At 63.9% G+C, this 16,784-nt stretch carries 18 protein-coding genes; 5 read left to right on the top strand and 13 right to left on the bottom strand.

Translation table 11 applies throughout. The features are described from left to right. From ACN0YJ_RS13165 to ruvC, 11 genes are all read right to left on the bottom strand, one after another. The coding region (locus ACN0YJ_RS13165; RefSeq protein ID WP_417496469.1) for an ATP-binding protein at positions 1–438 on the bottom strand (438 nt) is incomplete at its 3' end. Further along, positions 435–1,346, bottom strand: coding sequence for a tetratricopeptide repeat protein (locus ACN0YJ_RS13160; RefSeq protein WP_417496468.1), 912 nt, complete (start codon positions 1,344–1,346; stop codon positions 435–437). The genes ACN0YJ_RS13160 and ACN0YJ_RS13165, both read right to left, overlap by 4 nt. Positions 1,347–1,478: 132 nt before the next feature. After that, positions 1,479–1,994 (bottom strand): peptidoglycan-associated lipoprotein Pal, encoded by a 516-nt coding sequence (gene pal, locus ACN0YJ_RS13155; protein WP_417476905.1) that lies wholly within the window; start codon positions 1,992–1,994, stop codon positions 1,479–1,481. A 129-nt stretch (positions 1,995–2,123) separates the two neighbouring features. Next, complete coding sequence (tolB, locus tag ACN0YJ_RS13150) at positions 2,124–3,485, bottom strand: Tol-Pal system beta propeller repeat protein TolB (protein ID WP_417476904.1); 1,362 nt, start codon at positions 3,483–3,485, stop codon at positions 2,124–2,126. A 24-nt stretch (positions 3,486–3,509) separates the two neighbouring features. Continuing rightward, the gene (locus tag ACN0YJ_RS13145; RefSeq protein ID WP_417496467.1) at positions 3,510–4,343 is read right to left on the bottom strand and encodes a hypothetical protein; all 834 of its coding nucleotides are present in this window, start codon (positions 4,341–4,343) and stop codon (positions 3,510–3,512) included. Positions 4,344–4,353: 10 nt separating this feature from the next. Continuing rightward, complete coding sequence (locus ACN0YJ_RS13140; protein WP_417476902.1) at positions 4,354–4,788, bottom strand: ExbD/TolR family protein; 435 nt, start codon at positions 4,786–4,788, stop codon at positions 4,354–4,356. Positions 4,789–4,791: 3 nt separating this feature from the next. Continuing rightward, positions 4,792–5,460 carry a protein TolQ gene (gene tolQ / locus ACN0YJ_RS13135; RefSeq protein WP_417476901.1) on the bottom strand — a complete coding sequence of 223 codons (669 nt, stop codon included), beginning with the start codon at positions 5,458–5,460 and terminating at the stop codon, positions 4,792–4,794. A gap of 257 nt (positions 5,461–5,717) precedes the next feature. Beyond that, positions 5,718–6,176 carry a YbgC/FadM family acyl-CoA thioesterase gene (locus ACN0YJ_RS13130; protein WP_417496466.1) on the bottom strand — a complete coding sequence of 153 codons (459 nt, stop codon included), beginning with the start codon at positions 6,174–6,176 and terminating at the stop codon, positions 5,718–5,720. A gap of 4 nt (positions 6,177–6,180) precedes the next feature. After that, the gene (ruvB, locus tag ACN0YJ_RS13125; RefSeq protein WP_417496465.1) at positions 6,181–7,236 is read right to left on the bottom strand and encodes a Holliday junction branch migration DNA helicase RuvB; all 1,056 of its coding nucleotides are present in this window, start codon (positions 7,234–7,236) and stop codon (positions 6,181–6,183) included. Between the two features lie 57 nt (positions 7,237–7,293). Then, the gene (gene ruvA / locus ACN0YJ_RS13120) at positions 7,294–7,941 is read right to left on the bottom strand and encodes a Holliday junction branch migration protein RuvA (RefSeq protein WP_417496464.1); all 648 of its coding nucleotides are present in this window, start codon (positions 7,939–7,941) and stop codon (positions 7,294–7,296) included. Further along, complete coding sequence (gene ruvC, locus ACN0YJ_RS13115) at positions 7,938–8,429, bottom strand: crossover junction endodeoxyribonuclease RuvC (protein ID WP_417496463.1); 492 nt, start codon at positions 8,427–8,429, stop codon at positions 7,938–7,940. The genes ruvA and ruvC overlap by 4 nt, the downstream gene beginning before the upstream one ends. A gap of 312 nt (positions 8,430–8,741) precedes the next feature. Here ruvC and ACN0YJ_RS13110 point away from each other — a divergent pair, with 312 nt between their 5' ends. The 5 genes from ACN0YJ_RS13110 to ACN0YJ_RS13090 all read left to right on the top strand — a co-directional run bounded on the left by ACN0YJ_RS13110 (position 8,742) and on the right by ACN0YJ_RS13090 (position 13,143). After that, the gene (locus tag ACN0YJ_RS13110) at positions 8,742–9,086 is read left to right on the top strand and encodes a hypothetical protein (protein ID WP_417476896.1); all 345 of its coding nucleotides are present in this window, start codon (positions 8,742–8,744) and stop codon (positions 9,084–9,086) included. Positions 9,087–9,196: 110 nt separating this feature from the next. Beyond that, the gene (locus ACN0YJ_RS13105; RefSeq protein WP_417476895.1) at positions 9,197–9,820 is read left to right on the top strand and encodes a hypothetical protein; all 624 of its coding nucleotides are present in this window, start codon (positions 9,197–9,199) and stop codon (positions 9,818–9,820) included. A 94-nt stretch (positions 9,821–9,914) separates the two neighbouring features. Continuing rightward, positions 9,915–10,604, top strand: a complete 690-nt coding sequence (locus tag ACN0YJ_RS13100; RefSeq protein WP_417496462.1) for a hypothetical protein — start codon at positions 9,915–9,917, stop codon at positions 10,602–10,604. A 153-nt stretch (positions 10,605–10,757) separates the two neighbouring features. After that, positions 10,758–11,945: a cupin domain-containing protein gene (locus tag ACN0YJ_RS13095; RefSeq protein ID WP_417496461.1), complete on the top strand. Its 1,188-nt coding sequence runs from the start codon at positions 10,758–10,760 to the stop codon at positions 11,943–11,945. 109 nt (positions 11,946–12,054) lie between these two features. Then, on the top strand, positions 12,055–13,143 hold the full coding sequence (locus ACN0YJ_RS13090) for an SMP-30/gluconolactonase/LRE family protein (protein ID WP_417496460.1): 1,089 nt from the start codon (positions 12,055–12,057) through the stop codon (positions 13,141–13,143). 19 nt (positions 13,144–13,162) lie between these two features. On the opposite strand, the gene tkt is transcribed toward ACN0YJ_RS13090, so the two are convergent. Then, positions 13,163–15,145, bottom strand: coding sequence for a transketolase (tkt, locus tag ACN0YJ_RS13085; RefSeq protein WP_417496459.1), 1,983 nt, complete (start codon positions 15,143–15,145; stop codon positions 13,163–13,165). A gap of 57 nt (positions 15,146–15,202) precedes the next feature. Beyond that, positions 15,203–16,759, bottom strand: coding sequence for a glucose-6-phosphate isomerase (pgi, locus tag ACN0YJ_RS13080; protein WP_417496458.1), 1,557 nt, complete (start codon positions 16,757–16,759; stop codon positions 15,203–15,205). Positions 16,760–16,784: the final 25 nt, after the last annotated feature.

The raw sequence follows: 16,784 nt of genomic DNA, 5'->3' as shown, positions 1-16,784 counted from the left end.
GCCCCCCCCTGGGCCGGCCGGCAGGCGCATCCGCTCCGCCTCGGGCTGGTCACGGCCCGTATGGCCCAACAATAATTGACCGATTCCGCGCGAACGGCATGCCTGCGCCAGCCGGACATGGCGGGCCTGACGCGCGGCAGCCTGGAGGCCGGTTTCGGGCTTGTCGCCGCTCCAGCACAGGATCTCCGGCGTGGCGCCCAGCCGCCGGGCAGCCGCGCTCGCCTGTCGGGCCTCGGCGGCACTCTCCGGTCTCAGGCCATGGTCAATGATCAGGGCGTGCAGCTCAACTCCGCGCGCGCGCGCCCAGTTCGCGGCCATGCAAAGCAGGGCGTGGGAATCACCGCCGCCGGAATAACCCAGGGCGATCGGCTCGGGGCCGGGATGATGGCGATCAAGCCAGGCGTTCAGGCGCGCAGGAAGATCTGCGCCCGCCCTCACTGGCAGCCGGCGCGGACCGATTCCCGGGCCGCCCGGTCACGCGATGCGGCCGAAGCGTTCGGAAACTGGCCACCGAAGCGGGCCAGGGTATCGCAAGCCTCGCGGGTCCGGCCGAGCCCGTGCAGGGACGCGGCCAGGCGCACCAGCGCGTCGGGTGCGCGCTCGCCACCGGGCTGGGCGCGCAATGAAGCAATATAGGCCTCGGCGGACTCGGCATGATTGCCGCGCACGAAGAAAGTCTCGCCAAGCCAGTACCAGGCCTCGCCGGCGCGGGGATCATCGCCATGCTCGGCGACAAAGCGTTCAAACCCGGCTTCGGCGCCATCAAAATCGCCGTCAAGCAAACGCCCGCGTGCGTCCTCATAGAGGAGCGCCGGATCGCTGGCCGGCCGGGCTGACGCGCCCGGCGAACCGCCCAGCACACCGGTTGCGGCGGCGCGCTGGGTCGCGAAGGGGTCGTCAGGATTGACGATCGCCGCACTGTTAGGCGCATCGGCATCGCCGGTCGCGTCGATCCCGTCCTGCATCCAGGCTGCGGCATCGCTATCTATGGAGGAGGAGGAGGAGGCGGCGGACGAGGAGGCGGACGGTGTGGCTGCCTGGGTGGCTGTCTGGGCGGCGCGCTGCTGGCGTTCGGCCTGTTCGATCTGCTGGCGCAGTTGGCGGTTCTCAAACGACAAGCGTTCGATTTCGCCAGTCATTTCGCGGACCTGATAGTCCAGGGCGTCAAGGCGCTGCATCAGCGTGTCGGCAACCGGGTCGCCAGCCATGAAGCGCTCTTCGAGCCGGCCGATGCGCACTTCGGTGGCGTCGATGCGTTCGGTCATCTCGCGGCGGGACTGGGCAGGGGCCGGTGCGGTCGCGAACATCGCGAGGGCAAGAACGGTAAGACAAGCAGATCGGATCATGATGCACACCTAATGCAAGAGGACGGCAAAAATACGGCATTCGGCCTATTCCGGCGGCACGCGCCGATCAAAGGAAAACGCCCGTGACATCACGGTCACGGGCGCTCCTTTATTACAGACTTCGGCGCACGATCAGTTGGTGTAGCCACCGGTGATCATGGTCGTCGCATTCCGGTTCACGGCCCAGCAGGCCTCACCGGAATCGCGGCAGGCCGGGCGTTCCTTGCCGTAGGACACGGTGGAAATGCGCGACGGGTCAACACCCTGGCTGACCAGATAGTCACGCGCGGCGTTGGCGCGGCGGGCACCAAGTGCCAGATTGTATTCGCGCGTGCCGCGCTCATCGCAATTGCCCGAGACGAGAATGCGGGTGCCGCGATAGCTGGCCAGCCAAGCGGCCTGGCGGCGCAGGGTTTCGCGAGCTTCAGGGGTCAGGTCGTGACGGTCATAACCGTAAAACACCCGGTCGCCCGCATTCTGGACGAAATCCTCGAGCGAACCGGCGATCGGGCCGGTTGGCTCGTGGTGCTGGACCGGCGACTCAGTCGTCGGCTGCGCGATCGGGGCAGCATCCTGCACCGGCGGCGTTGATGCACAGGCCGTGGCGAATGCGCCCAGCGCTGCGATGGCAAAAAACTTCATTTTCATAACGGTACACCCTCATCCGACCAAGCCCGTAATGGCGCTTGGTGTCCTCCCCTGCACACACAACACGTCGCGATCAGGATGAAATCCAATCAGCAGCATACTGCGGTCGAAACGTTACGCAGAAAATCTCTATTCAATCAAGGGCGACCACGCCGGATCGGACGCCATTCCGCCCGTAGCCAGCCGCCGTAGATTGAATCCTGCCAGATCGATACTCCAGATTTCATAGCGCGTACCGTTTGACCGGCCTTCACCGCGCGTGAACAGAAGCACGCGTCCATTGGGCGACCAAGCCGGCGTATCGACATAATAGCCCTCATAGAGGATGCGCTCGATACCCGATCCGTCGGCCCGCACCACGCCCAGAGAGAACTGGTTGCCGCTCTGTTTGGTAAACGCGATCAGATCGCCCCGCGGAGACCAGACCGGCGTTGTATAGCGGCCTTCACCAAAACTGACGCGATGCACATCGGTGCCATCGGCATTCATCACGTATAATTGCGAACCGCCACCACGCGCCGAGGAAAACACGATTTGTTGACCGTCCGGCGAAAAGGACGGTTCGACATCATCGGCGGGGTGATCGGTCAGCCGGACGAGGTTTCGCGTCCGCAAGTCGAACAGATGGACATCATGGCCACCGCGGGTTTCGATCGAGACGGCGAGCTGGGATCCGTCGGGCGAAAATCGCGCCGACAGGCTCTGGCCTTCCGGATCGACCTGGCTCGCTGCGCCGCGGCCATTGGAGGCAAACAGGGCCTCCTGGCGACCGGTCTGAAGATCGTAGAGATAGGTCGTCGCCTGGCCTTCGATGAAGGAGACATAGGTGATCTCCTGGGTCGTCGGCGAGTAATTCGGCAGCAGCGCCATATAGGAGCGATCAGTCAGGAAGGACGGGTTGGCGCCATCCTGGTCCATCATCGCCAATTGCCGCACCGGCTCGTCCTCGGTGCCGCGGCCTTCGGAGACATAGACAATCCGGGTGTCGAAATAGCCGGCCTCGCCGGTCAGCCGCTGATAGACGGCATCGGCCACCTTGTGAGCCACACGGCGCCAGTTTTCCGGCGCGGTGACGAATTGCAGACCGAGCAGCTGGTCCTCCAGCCGGGTGTCCCAAAGCCGGAAGGCAACCAGAAGACGGCCGTCGTCCTGGATGGTAACGCGGCCGGCCAGCAAGGCCGAGGCATTGATCACGCGCCAGTCGGAAAACCGCGGGCGCAGATCGATATTCTCGATCGCCTCGATATAGGCCGCCGGATCGACCGGCGCGAACAGGCCCGAACTGGCCAGATCATTGGTGATCACCCGGGTGATGTCGCTGCCGCGTGTTGCGGCCTCGTCACTGGCCCCGATGAAATCAGGCAGTGCCACGGGCAATGGGTCGAGATTGCCCTGCGTGACGTCGACGCGCAACGGCTCCTGGGCTGTCGCTGCCGTCGCAAACACCAGGCTCACGAGGAGGACACAAATGGCTCGGAATAGTCGGGTCATGATCTCAAACTCCAGGACTGCGGATCAACCGGCCGCAAGATCAACGTGAAAATTGACTTCTATAAGGCGCCACTGCGAATAGCGGCCCGCGGGCAAATTGTAAGGGGCACAATCAAGCACCGCGGTCTGCGCCCGCTCGGCCGCGGTGAGCCAGAATGAATTGCCGGACGCCTGGATACGGCCCAGATCCTTGACCCGCGGCGGGCCGGACAGGCTGCCATCACGGTTGAGGCGGACCTCGACGATGACACCGAGATTCTCCGGGTTTGGCATGTCGGCGACGGTGCGCCAGCAGCGATAGGTCTGCGAACGGATCAGGGTGGCCAGATCGGCAGTATCGGTTGCGCCCGTGCCGACCGCATCGCGCTCGGCGCCCTGGTCAGGTGCGCCGGCGTCCTGGCGCGCATCAGCCACCTGCCGCTCCAGATCGCCCAGCAGGTCCGCAAGGGAGGGCTCGGCCGGGCGTGTCGGTGGCGGCTGGACGGTGCGTTGCGGCGGCTGGCGCACCCGCGCCGGTGGCTCTTCCGGTTCGGGCTCAGGTTCCGGAGCGACCGGCTCCGGCACACGCTCGGGCTCGACATCGATCACCTCGGCGGCCTGTTCAGGCTCCGGCTCCGGCTCGGGGGCTGGCGGCGGCGCGACAATCTCGTCCTCAATGCTGGCTTCATCGACCGCCTCTTCTTGCTCTGGCACCGGATCGGGCGCCCGGGCCCGCACGCTCGTCAGATCAGCCAGCGTCACGATATCGACCGGGATGATCGGCGCGACGTCGAACATTTGTGCGGCGCGAGGCAGATAGATCATGCCTGCGGCGATAATGCCGGCGTGAACAAAGAGGGAGAGGAAAAAACCACGCACGCGCCGGCCGCTATCGCTCTATCGGGTCCGTGACGAGACCCAGATTGGTGAAGCCCGCCGCATTGACCCGCGCCATAACCCGGGCGACATCGCCATAGGGCGCGCCATCATCAGCGCGGATGTAGATCCGGCTGGCATACCCGGTGCCGGCAATTGCGGTCAGTCGCGGTGCCAGCTCTGCCAGGGTCACCACGGTTTCCTGCAGATAAATCTCACCATCCAGCGTGATGGAGATCGTCAAGGGCTCTTCGCCGGCCGGCAGATTGCGCGCTTCTGTGCGCGGCAGATCGACGGGCACGCCGACGGTCAGCAGTGGGGCGGTGATCATGAACACGATCAGCAGGACCAGCATCACGTCAACGAAGGGCGTAACGTTGATTTCCGCCTTCGGCTTCCATTTGGCGCGTCCGCGACCGGAACGCCCGCTATCGAGAGAAGCAGCCATGGCTCAATGCTCGTCGCGGTCGGCCAGCGCCGACAATTCATCGACATAGCCGTCGAGACGCGCTGCATATTTGGCCACATTGGCCGACAGCGTGTTGAAGAAGATCACGGCCGGAATGGCAGCCAGCAGACCGAGAGCCGTTGCGAACAACGCCTCCGCAATACCCGGCGCGACGACGGCAAGATTGGTGTCCTGCGATGCGGCGATGGCGCGGAAGGCATTCATGATCCCCCAGACTGTGCCGAACAGGCCAACGAAAGGCGCCGATGATGCGATGGTGGCGAGCACGCCGAGACCGCTTTCGGTGTCGGTCAGCTGACGCCCCGCTTCGGCGCCGGCAGCCTTGGCGACGCGGCCGCCCGGATGGGCGCCCTTCCATTCGCGCAGACCGGCAGCGAAGACCCGGCTGAACGGCTCGCGGGCATTCTTGGCGAACTGGTCCGCCAGCGCGTCCAGTGATCGGCCTGACCAGAATTCGCGTTCGAAGTTGCGCGCCTTGGTGTGCAGGCTGCGCAAGTGCAACGACTTGTCGATGGCGATCGCCCAGGACCAGACTGACATGAAGGCCAGAATGCACATCACGCCCTTTACGACCCAGTCGGCGCGCAAAAACAGGGCGAGAAAGCTGAAGCCCTCGACCGCCTGAGCCACATCTACAGCAGTTGCATCCATGAGAATTCCCTCGACTACGTCCCGGCACGACACGCCGGGCGATTGGCTTTCGCGTCACTATTCACATTGCAGGCCAAGCGACGCTGGGTCATCCGGTGCAACAGGAGCCCTATGGCTCGCGATTGCGGCAAATTTCAGATGATCACGCGTCCCTGCCGTCAATTTCGCAGCAGACCCTCACCGCAGATCGCCCTCATTTCAAGCCTTTCGGGGACGCAAACCGGAAAATCACTGATTTAATTCTTCAGGCGGCCGCTTCAGTTCTCAGCCAGCACATAGGGCAACCAGGCCTGCGCCATGGATTTGGGCGGGCGTTTGGCGCGCCCGGACGGGTCCATGCACACAGCCTGGACGGCAGCCGTGGCGACAATCTCGCCATCGCGGCGCAAGACCTGGTCCAGCATCAGGCGCGCGCCCTGCTGCGGCCGATAGATGGTCTCGACGACCAGCGCGTCATCAACCTTGGCAGCGCGCACGAATTCAACATTCATCCGGCGCACAGCCAGCGCCAGTGGATCGGCCTGGGTGGCGAGCTCGGTATGGCTGACCCCGAGGCAACGCAGGCTGTCGGTCCGGCCACGCTCGAAGAAATGCAGATAGCGGGCGTGATAAACGACACCGGAAAAATCCGTGTCCTCGTAATAGACGCGCACCGGCAGACGGTGGATGCGGTCGGCACCGAAGGCGCCGGAGGTCGGAATCATATTCTCGCTCATGGCATTACTTCCCGAACAGGCTGGCCGGTCCGCTGGCCGGCGCGACAGGTGGCGTCAGCCCGAGATGCTCCCAGGCGCGGGCAGTGGCGACGCGTCCGCGCGGCGTGCGTTGCAGAAAGCCCTGCTGGATCAGGAAGGGCTCGACCACGTCTTCAAGGGCATCGCGGGCCTCGGCGAGCGCTGCCGCCAGGGTTTCCACACCGACCGGACCACCGGCAAAGCTGACCATCAACGCCTTGAGATAGCGCCGGTCGAGACTGTCGAGCCCCAAGGCATCGACCTCCAGCCGCCGCAAGGCCTGGTCGGCGGTATCGCAGGTAATCTCATTGCTGCCGTCGGCTTCAACGAAGTCGCGCACCCGGCGCAAGAGCCGCCCGGCGACGCGCGGTGTGCCGCGCGCCCGGCGGGCGATCTCGCGGGCACCGTCGGGGCTGGCATTGATGCCGAGCTTGCTGGCCGCACGGCTGACAATCAGGCCAAGCTCGGCCTCGTCATAGAATTCCAGCCGCACGGGCACGCCGAAACGATCACGTAGCGGATTGGCCAGCAGGCCCGCGCGGGTGGTGGCGCCGACCAGGGTGAAAGGCGGCAATTCGATCCGCACCGTGCGCGCCGACGGCCCCTCGCCGATCACCAGATCGAGGCAATAGTCCTCCATCGCGGGATAGAGAATTTCCTCGACAATGGGCGGCAGGCGGTGAATTTCGTCGATGAAGAGCACATCGCGCGGTTCGAGATTGGTCAGGATGGCGGCGAGATCGCCGGCCTTGGCGATCACCGGTCCGGAGGTCGCACGAAAGCCGACACCCATTTCGCGTGCAACAATCTGGGCCAGGGTTGTCTTGCCCAGACCCGGCGGCCCGGAAAGCAGGACATGATCGAGCGCTTCCTCGCGGCGGCGGGCCGCGTCGACAAACACTTTCAAATTGGCGATGGAGGCTTTCTGACCGACGAAATCCTCGAAGGAGAGCGGACGCAGGGCCTTGTCGCGACTATCGCCCGGTTGCGGGGCGTGGTCGACGAGCCGGTCGTCCGTGGGTTCGCTATAGGCGTCAGTCATGATGGAGCGGGTTTAGCCTGATCCGGGCAAATCCAGCAATGCGGGGCTGCGCACAGCTCATGGTGCCAGCACACGCAGGGAGAGCCGGATCAGATCGGAAATCGACGCATCGCCACCTGCATCGCGCATCACGGTCGCAACAGCCTGGCGGGCAATGCTCTCCGGATAGCCCAGATTGAGCAGGGCCGAAACCGCATCATCGCGCGCGCCACTGGCCGAAGGCGGAATGGGCGCTGGCGCTGCGGCTTCACTGCCAGGAGCGGCATCGTGATGGGCCGGCAATCCGATCGAGAAACTGCGGCCCAGCGGCGGCGCCTTGTCCTTGAGTTCCGTCGCGATCCGGGTGGCGAGTTTGGGACCGACGCCCTTGGCGCGGGCGAAGGCGGCCTTGTCACCGAGCGCGGTGGCATTGGCGAGCTCGTGCGGCGGAAGCACATCGAGGATGGACAGCGCCGCCTTGGCACCGACACCCTGAATTTCCTGCAGCCGGACGAACCAGGCGCGGTCGAGATCATCCGTGAAAGCGTAGAGCTTGAACGCGTCCTCGCGGACATGGGTTTCAATATGCAGAACGACCGCCTGCCCCGGCTCCAGGCGCGATAGGGTCCGAGTACCGGCCCCGACCAGATAGCCGACACCACTGACATCAATCACCGCTTCCTCGGCGCCAATAGCCTCGACGATCCCCTTCAACATGCCGATCATGCGACGCTCCCGATGCTTCGTGCCCGGCGATGATGGGCGTGACAGATGGCAATGGCCAGCGCGTCGGCTGCATCGGCCGTCGCTTTGGTGCCCGGCAGGAGCACACCGACCATCGCCGCGACCTGTGACTTGTCGGCGGCGCCGGTGCCGACAACCGATTTCTTGACCAGCCGGGCCGCGTATTCAGCGACCGGCAGGCCAGCCTGGGCAGGTGCCAGCAAGGCCGCGGCGCGTGCATGCCCCAGCTTGAGCGCCGAGGACGCATTATTCGCCATGAAGGCTTCCTCGATCGCGGATTCGTCGGGCTGATGGATGCGGACCAGCTCGGTGACAGCATTGAATATGTGATTGAGACGCATTGCGAGGGGGGCGTCAGTCGGCGGCGTCACAACCCCGTGTGCCACGGCCGCAAGACGACTCCCGTCGACGGTGATCACCCCCCAACCCATCCGGCGGAGGCCAGGGTCAATTCCGAGAATTCTGGTCATAGCCACAACAACGCCCACTTTCGTTCAATGAGTTAGCACTATCGGGAGAAAAAGAACAAGAGGTGAACGCAAGTTTTCCCTGCCGCAATACCCGCAAAACGGGTAGATTGCCGCCATTCTCTTTTGAGAGCGCTTCTCAGTTGCATTGCGGGTGCGAATTGTTTGCAAGAATGACCATTAAGCCACGGAAATTCATGACCTATTTATTTGACGGTATCATTTGACGACCTTCTGTAAGCCCGGCTAGGATGAACCCTTAACAAGCGGTCGCGCGAACGCTGGGTTTGCCACGCTTTAAGGGGGAATAGATTCATGGCTAAAAAAGGCAAAATGAGCCGCCGCTCATTTCTGACCCGTGTTGCTGGTGGTACGATCGCCGTTGGCGCTGTTGGCACCGTCGCCGGAGCGACCATGCTGCAGCGCAATACTGATGCCGATCCATCCGATAGCGCCGGCAATGCCCGCACGGCCATCACCGACAATGATTCAGGCAGCTACGCCGATCAGGCGGGCCATGGCACGGGCCGCACCGGCTACACCGATGCTGACAGCGGTGCCTGCGCCGACACGAGCGGCCACGGTCGCGGCAATACCGGTTACACCGATTCTGACCGGGGCAGCTGCGCCGATCCGGCCGGTCGTGGACGCGGCGGCTAAACCAGACAGTTCAGGGTTCGGACGGCTTGCCGTCCGAACCCACTCACCTTGTGAGGGATGGCATGCCGGCCCCTGGGGAGGCGCTGGATTGGATTTCAAAGGAATATGGCATGGCTAAAAAGGGAAAGCTCAGCCGCCGTTCGTTTCTGACGAGCGTTGCGGGTGCAGCAGTCGCGACAGGCGCAGCCGCCGTCGTCACTGGCGGTTCGGAGGCCCAGCGCTATACCGGCCGCACCGATAGCGATACCGGCAATTACGCCGACCGCGCCGGGTACGGCCGCACTGGCCAGACTGATAGCGATAGCGGTTCAAACGCAGATCGCGGTGGCTATGGCCGCGGCAGCACCGGCTACACCGACAATGATACAGGCAATTGGGCCGACCCTGCCGGACGCGGTCGTGGCAGCACCGGCGTCACTGACAGTGATTCAGGCGCCTATGCTGACCCGGCCAATCGCGGACGCGGTGGACGGACAGGTGTCACCGACGGCGATAGCGGACGTTACGCCGATCCTGCCGGACGTGGTCGCGGCGGCAATAGAACGGGCCTGACCGACTCCGATCCGAACGACCCAGTCGGAAACGGGCGCGGCTCACAAAGCTTTACCGATAGCGATACCGGCGGGTGCGCCGATCCGGGTGGACGCGGGCGTGGCCCTGTCCGTCAGGGCACGTCAGACAGCGATTCTGGCGGATGCGCGGATCCGGGCGGACGTGGACGCCCCGGCTATTAGGGCCCTTGCTCGCGACTGAATTTGCGGGCGAGCCGCACCACGCGGCTCGCCCGAATTTCTTGACGCCAAACCTTCTCATGAGGGAGATTATGCAATGGCCAAACGTGGTAAACTGAGCAGGCGATCCTTCCTGACCCGAGTTGCCGGGGCTTCCCTGACAGTCGGCGCGACCGGTGTGGTCTCGGCCTGCGCGACGACCGGGTATACGGATGCAGACCCCTATGACCCTGTTGGCGGCGGAGGCGGCGGCTATCGTGGTGCCGGCGGCGTCACGGACAGCGATTCAGGCCGCTATGCCGACCAGGCCGGGTATGGCCGAGGTGGTGGCATCACAGATTCCGACACCGGCAGCTATTCCGATCCGGTCGGGCGCGGCCGTGGTGGCGGCGTAACAGACAGCGATACCGGCAATTATGCTGATCCCGTCGGCCGTGGACGCGGCAGTAGCGGCATCACCGACAGCGACACAGGCAATTATTCCGACCCGGTCGGTCGCGGCCGCGGGGGCAGCGGCGGCGGCAGCCGGGTAACCGACAGCGATTCCGGTCGCTATGCCGACCCGCCAGGACGTGGGCGTGGCAATAGCGGCGGTGGCATCACGGATAGCGATACCGGGGCCTACTCCGATCCGGTCGGACGCGGTCGTGGCGGTGGCATCACTGACAATGACAGCGGCAGAAATGCCGACCCGGTCGGTCGCGGACGCGGTCGCGGCGGTCGTAGTGTCACTGACAGCGATACCGGCGCCTATGCCGATCCGATCGGCCGGGGCCGCGGAAACTGAATTGACTCAGCCAACATGGCGGGCGAACGGGCCTGATAGCCCGTTCCCCGCGTCGGCACCGATCCGCCTGCAAATTCACCCGGTGAGCACGCAGGACCACCAGAACATCTAGAAACCCGCAGCGATCTGCCATGCGGGAATAAGCGGGGACCAATGAGCGACCAACAGTGGATGCAGGATGTACTCGGATACCTGCTGGATCCGATGAAACCCGAAGAATTCCTGGCCGATTGTCACGAGAAAAAGGCCTTCATCGCTCACCGCAACGATCCGGAACGTTATCGGCCCCTCCTGTCGATCCAGCGGATTGATGATCTGATTTCCGGGATGGATTTTCAGCCCGGTATGCTCGACATGGCACGCTCGGACCCACCCATTTCGCGTCCGGACTACAGTTTCGAAAGCGGCATGATTGACCGCGGCGCCGTCGCGCGGAATTTCCAGCAGGGCGCAACCATTGTCCTGCCGCAGCTTCACCAGGTCGACGCGACCCTCGCCGGCTTCACCCGTTCCATCGAGTCCCTGCTCTCCTGCCACGTCCAGACCAATATCTATCTGACCCCCCCGGAAGCCCAGGGCTTCAAGACGCATTATGATGACCATGATGTCTTTGTATTGCAGGTCGAAGGTTCGAAATCCTGGCGCCTGTATGACACCCCGGTCCAGAACCCCTATCGCGGCGAGGGCTTTCAGCCCGGCGCCCATGAGGTCGGTGAGCCGGTGCAGGAATTCGTCCTGCACGCCGGCGAGTGCGCCTATGTCCCGCGCGGGCTGATGCACGACGCCTCGACCCATGGTCATGACGTCTCTCTGCACATCACCGTTGGCCTGATCGTCAAGACCTGGGCTGACCTGATGCTCGAAGTGGTTTCCGATGTCGCCCTGCGGCGCCCCGAATTCCGCCACGCCCTTCCGGTGGGCTTTGCCCGCCCCGATTTTGATCGCACCCAGAGCGCGATCCATTTCAAGACATTGATGGCAGCAATCAATGACGAGGCCGACCTCGACTCCTCCTATGATATTTTCGTCGACAATTTCATCCGGTCGCGGACCCCGAATACGCAGGGCACGATCGTAAATCTCGACACGCCGAACAAGGCCGGCCAATCCTACCGCCTGCGCCCGCTTGTCCCCTGGCGTCTGGCCGAGGATGGCGATGAGGTCGTCATTATCACCGCCGGCGGCGAAGTGCGCTTCCCCGCGACTGCCGAGCCTGGCCTTCATATCTTGCTTGATGGCGGCGAAATTTCCGAAAGCAGCTTTGAGGGTCTCGACGAAGACCAGAGACAAGATACACTGAAGAAATTGTTCGCTTTCGGAATCTGCACACCGGTCGAATGATCGCAGGCGTGACATTCGATGCAATCCAGGCCCATCAACAGATCCATGCCATGGAGATGACCCACACCGCATGATTTTGAGATACCTCGCCATCCCTTGCGGACTCGGATTGACCCTCTTGATCCTCTGGTTGATGTGGCCCTCGCCCATCGACCCGGTCCGCTGGGACGAGCCGCCAGCCCCGGGCCTTTCGGGACCCAGCGCGCCGGATGACGATCTCGCCGCTGCGACGCTATATCGGGTTGGCGAACCGGGCACAGCCCACAGCATCGCGGTGTCGACCGACGGCATGGTCTATTTCGGCACTGTGGACGGCGATATCATGCGCCTGAGAGCCGCGATTGCGGGCGATGGTATCCATCCCGAGCATCTCGCCCACATCACTGACGAACCCGTCTTCGGCATGGCCTGGATCGATGAATCAACCCTGGCAATTGCGACCGCAGGCAATTTGCACTCGCTCAATCTGACCAGCCTGGAGGTTCGCACCCTCAGTACCGGCAGCACATCCCACGCCTTCGGCCGTCTGACCAACCTGGCGGTAGCCGAGAACGGAATTATCTATCTCACCGATTCCTCGACCCGATGGGATCATGGGTCTCGTCGGCCGGGCTACTACTATGACATGCTGGAAAACCGGCCGAACGGGCTGGTCTATGCCTGGGACCCGAGATCGCGCGAAGCGGTCCCGATCCGCGACCGGCTCTACTACCCCAATGGCATCGCCATCGCGTCCGATGGCCAGTCCCTGTTCGTCAGCGAAAGCTTCCGCTATATGATTCAGCGCATCTGGATCGGCGGACCCCGCCGGGGCGAGATCGAGGTTTTCGCCAAGAACCTGCCCGGCATGCCTGCCGGCCTTGCCATGGACGATGATGGCAATCTGGTTGTGGCAATGGCGACGCGGCGCTCACGGCTGCTCGCGACCGCACACCGCAATCCGCTTCTGACCCAGATCCTGATCAAATTACCACAATGGCTGCGCCCGACGGATTCCCGGCCGCGCGGCTTTGTCCTGCGCCTCCGGGAGAGTGACGGCCAGATCCGCGACGCGTTCCACGATCCCGACAGCGCGCTGAACTATCTCTCCAGCGTCACGGTAGGCCCCGGCGGGGTTTTGTGGCTGGGATCGGCCTTCGGCGGTATTATCGGCCGCTTTGACCCGGCCGATCTGGGTGATCAACCCACACAGCCCTGACGCCGATGTCCCGCCTCCCCTAGCGCGACAAGCGCTTGCGCGCCTTGTCGAGAATAGCGTCAGTGGTGATGCCGAACAATTCATAGAGCTGGCCAGCCGGGGCGCTGGCACCAAAGCCGGTCATGCCGACAAACTCGCCATCGGACCCGATCAGCGCATCCCAGCCATAACGCAGGGCGGCTTCGACACCGATACACGGCACACCCGGTGGCAGGATCTCGTCGCGATAGCGCCGCCCCTGCTCCAGGAAAAGGTCGATACAAGGCGCCGAGACAACCCGCGCCGCTATACCCGTCGCCGCCAATTGCGCGGCCGCATCGACTGCGAGACTGACTTCCGACCCAGTCGCGACCAGTATGATGTCGGGCTCGCCGGGCGTGTCGCCCAGGATATAGGCGCCGCGGCTCGACCGGTTTTCCTGGCCATCATCATCGCGCAGGAAGGGCAGGGTCTGGCGCGAGAGTGCCAGAACGCTGGGCCCGTCGAGCCGCATCAGAGCCATTTCCCACGCCTCTGCCGTTTCCAGCGCGTCGGCCGGCCGGTAGACATGCATGTTCGGAATGGCGCGCAATGAAGCAAGGGTTTCGACCGGTTGATGGGTCGGACCGTCTTCGCCCAGGCCAATGGAATCATGTGTCAGCACGTAAATGACGGGCTGTTGCATCAGGGCGGACAACCGCATGGCGGGCCGGCAATAGTCGGCAAATACCAGGAAGGTGGCGACATGCGCCCGGAAACCACCATGCAGGGCGATCCCGTTGGCACAGGCAGCCATGCCGTGTTCACGGATGCCGAAATGAATGTACTGACCTGCATAGGACTCGGCGGATACGACCCCCACATCCGGCGTCTTGGTCAGATTGGAACCGGTTAGATCGGCCGAGCCGCCCACCAGGCCGGGCCAGTCGCCAATGATCGCGGCGAGCGCCTTGCTGGACGCTACGCGCGAGGCCAGGTCCGGGCGGTCGGCGGCGACCTGAAGCCGCCAGGCCGTCAGGGCGGCGCGCTCGGCTTCGCCGGCATCACCCGAAAGCTGGGATACGAACTCACCGGCCAGATCCGAGGCCGACAGCCGCTCACACCAGGCCGCGTGGGCATCACCGGCGGCGGCCGATCGCCAGTCGGCATAAATATCGTCTGGAATTTCAAACGGGCCGTGAGACCAGCCCAGCGCCTTGCGGGTTCCGGCGATCTCGTCGGCGCCGAGGGGTGCGCCATGGCTGCCGGCGGTGCCGGCCTTGGTCGGTGCGCCATAACCGATTGTGGTGCGGCAGGCGATCAGAACCGGGCGGTCGCTGGTCTTGGCGGCGGCAATGGCCGCATCAACGGCATCGATATCATGCCCGTCAACCCGGCTGACAGCCCACCCAGCGGCTTCAAAACGCTTCAGCGTATCGGTCGATTCCGACAGATTTGTCGGTCCGTCGATCGAGATTTCATTATCATCCCACAATACGCACAGGCGATTGAGCTTGAGATGTCCAGCGAGGGAAATCGCCTCATGACTGATGCCCTCCTGAAGATCGCCATCAGAGGCAATCACCCAGGTACGGTGGTCGACGAGCGCATCGCCATAGCGTGCATTGAGCATACGCTCCGCCAGCGCGAAGCCGACCGACATTGAAATTCCCTGGCCCAGCGGCCCCGTGGTTGCCTCGACGCCGACCGTGTGGCCGTATTCGGGATGACCGGGCGTCAGCGAGTCGAGTTGGCGAAACTGCTTGATCTGGTCGAGCGTCATATCCTCGAAGCCCGTGAGGTGCAGCAGCGAATAGAGCAGCATCGACCCGTGGCCGGCCGAGAGAATGAAGCGATCACGATCAGCCCAGCCCGGCGCCGCCGGATCAAACTTCATGTGCTTGGCCCACAATACGGTGGCAACATCGGCCATGCCCATCGGCATTCCGGGATGGCCGGAATTGGCGGCCTGTACCGCATCCATCGAGAGCGCCCGGATGGCATTGGCCATTTGAGCGAGACGGGTCGTTGGAAATGCGTTCATGGCTGTCTCTCTCTTGGCATCAGGGTCGCCCCTATATCACCCGGCATTGCGGGCATTTCATTCCGGTACAAAGCCTGTCCGGGCCAGCATCGCCCGGGTGGAAGCGTCATAGCCGCTTAATTGACCGTCCAGAATACCCTTCGTCAGCACCTTGCCCAGTTCAACGCCCCATTGGTCGAAGGGATTGATGCCGTAGAGCACACTCTCGACAAAGACCTTGTGCTCGTGCAGCGCCAGCAGTGCGCCGAGCGTGGCCGGAGTCAGGTCATCGAGCAACAGGGTAGAGGAGACGCGGCCGCCGGGCATGGATTTTTGCGCTGCCAGCGCGACGTCATCGCCGGGTGGCACTTGACGGCCATCCAGCAAGGCAGCGCCCTGGGCCGCCATATTGGCAGCCAGAACGCGTTCGCGCGGATCAGAGCTGGCGAAATGGCGGGCAATGCCGATGAAATCGACCGGGGTCGGATCGCTGCCCTGGTGGAGCCACTGGAAAAAGGAGTGCTGGACCTCTGTCCCGCACCCACCCCAGACCAGGGCACCGCCAGGCATGGCCGAAGGCTGTCCTCCGGCGGTCACCGACTTGCCCAGCGATTCCATCTCCAGCTGCTGCAGATAGCCGGGCAAGAGGCCCAGACGCGCGGAATAGGCCGCGACGCAACGGCTGGGATAGCCGAGCACGGCCCGGTTCCAGAAATCGACCAGGGCTTTCATTACGGGCAGGTTTTGCGCCAGCGGCGCGGTTGCGAAATGCCGGTCCATGGACTGGGCCCCGTCGCGCAATGCCGTAAACGCCTCCGGACCAAGGCCGATCTCAAGGCTCAGCCCGACCGCGCTCCAGACCGAGTAACGACCCCCAACCCAGTCCGGGAAGTCGAATATGTGATCCGGGTTGATCCCGAACGCGATCGCCTTGTCGCGCGCGGCGGATGCCGCCGCGAAATGCCGCCCGGCCTGCTCCAGACCGACCTGGCCCGCCATCCAGTCGCGGGCCGCCTGCGCGGTCATCAATGTTTCCTGGGTCGAGAAGGATTTGGAGGCGATGATGAAAAGCAGGGTTTCCGGATCTGCCCCGGCGACGGCCCGGCTCAGCTCGGACGGGTCGAGGCTGGCGACAAAGCGCAGCTCAGGACCGGCTTCGGCGTGGTCGGCCAGGGCATCCGCGACCAGGCGCGGCCCCAGATCGGAGCCACCAATTCCGATATTGATGACGCGGCTCACCGCCTTGCCCGCCGGCTTGAACTGGCCACTGCGCACCTGTTGCGCAAAAGCGCGGGTCTGTGCCTGCGTCCGGTCGACCAGGCCTGTCACCCCCGCTCCCTCGAGCGTCGCGCCATGGCGATAGGCCATGTGCAAGGCCGGACGGTGTTCGCTTTCATTGACGATCGCGCCGGTCAGCAAGGCGTCCCGGCGGGCACCGAACCCGGCACCCTCCAGATGGGCCACCAGGGCAGCAATGCCGGCACGATCAAGCCTTTGCTTGCTGCAATCGAACTCGATGCCGCCATGGGAAATCAGCAGAGCGTCCGCGCGATCGCGACCGGCAGCCACCAAATCTCTCAACCGCACCGCGCCGAGGCGCGCTGCATGGGCAATCAATTCTGGAGGAAGCACCATATTGTCCTAATTGATAGCAGCGACG

Origin of the sequence: Maricaulis sp. (genome assembly GCF_048270095.1) — a bacterium.
Lineage (GTDB): Bacteria > Pseudomonadota > Alphaproteobacteria > Caulobacterales > Maricaulaceae > Maricaulis.
Note: the sequence above shows the minus strand (reverse complement) of the source record. Positions and strands in the feature narration are given on the sequence as shown.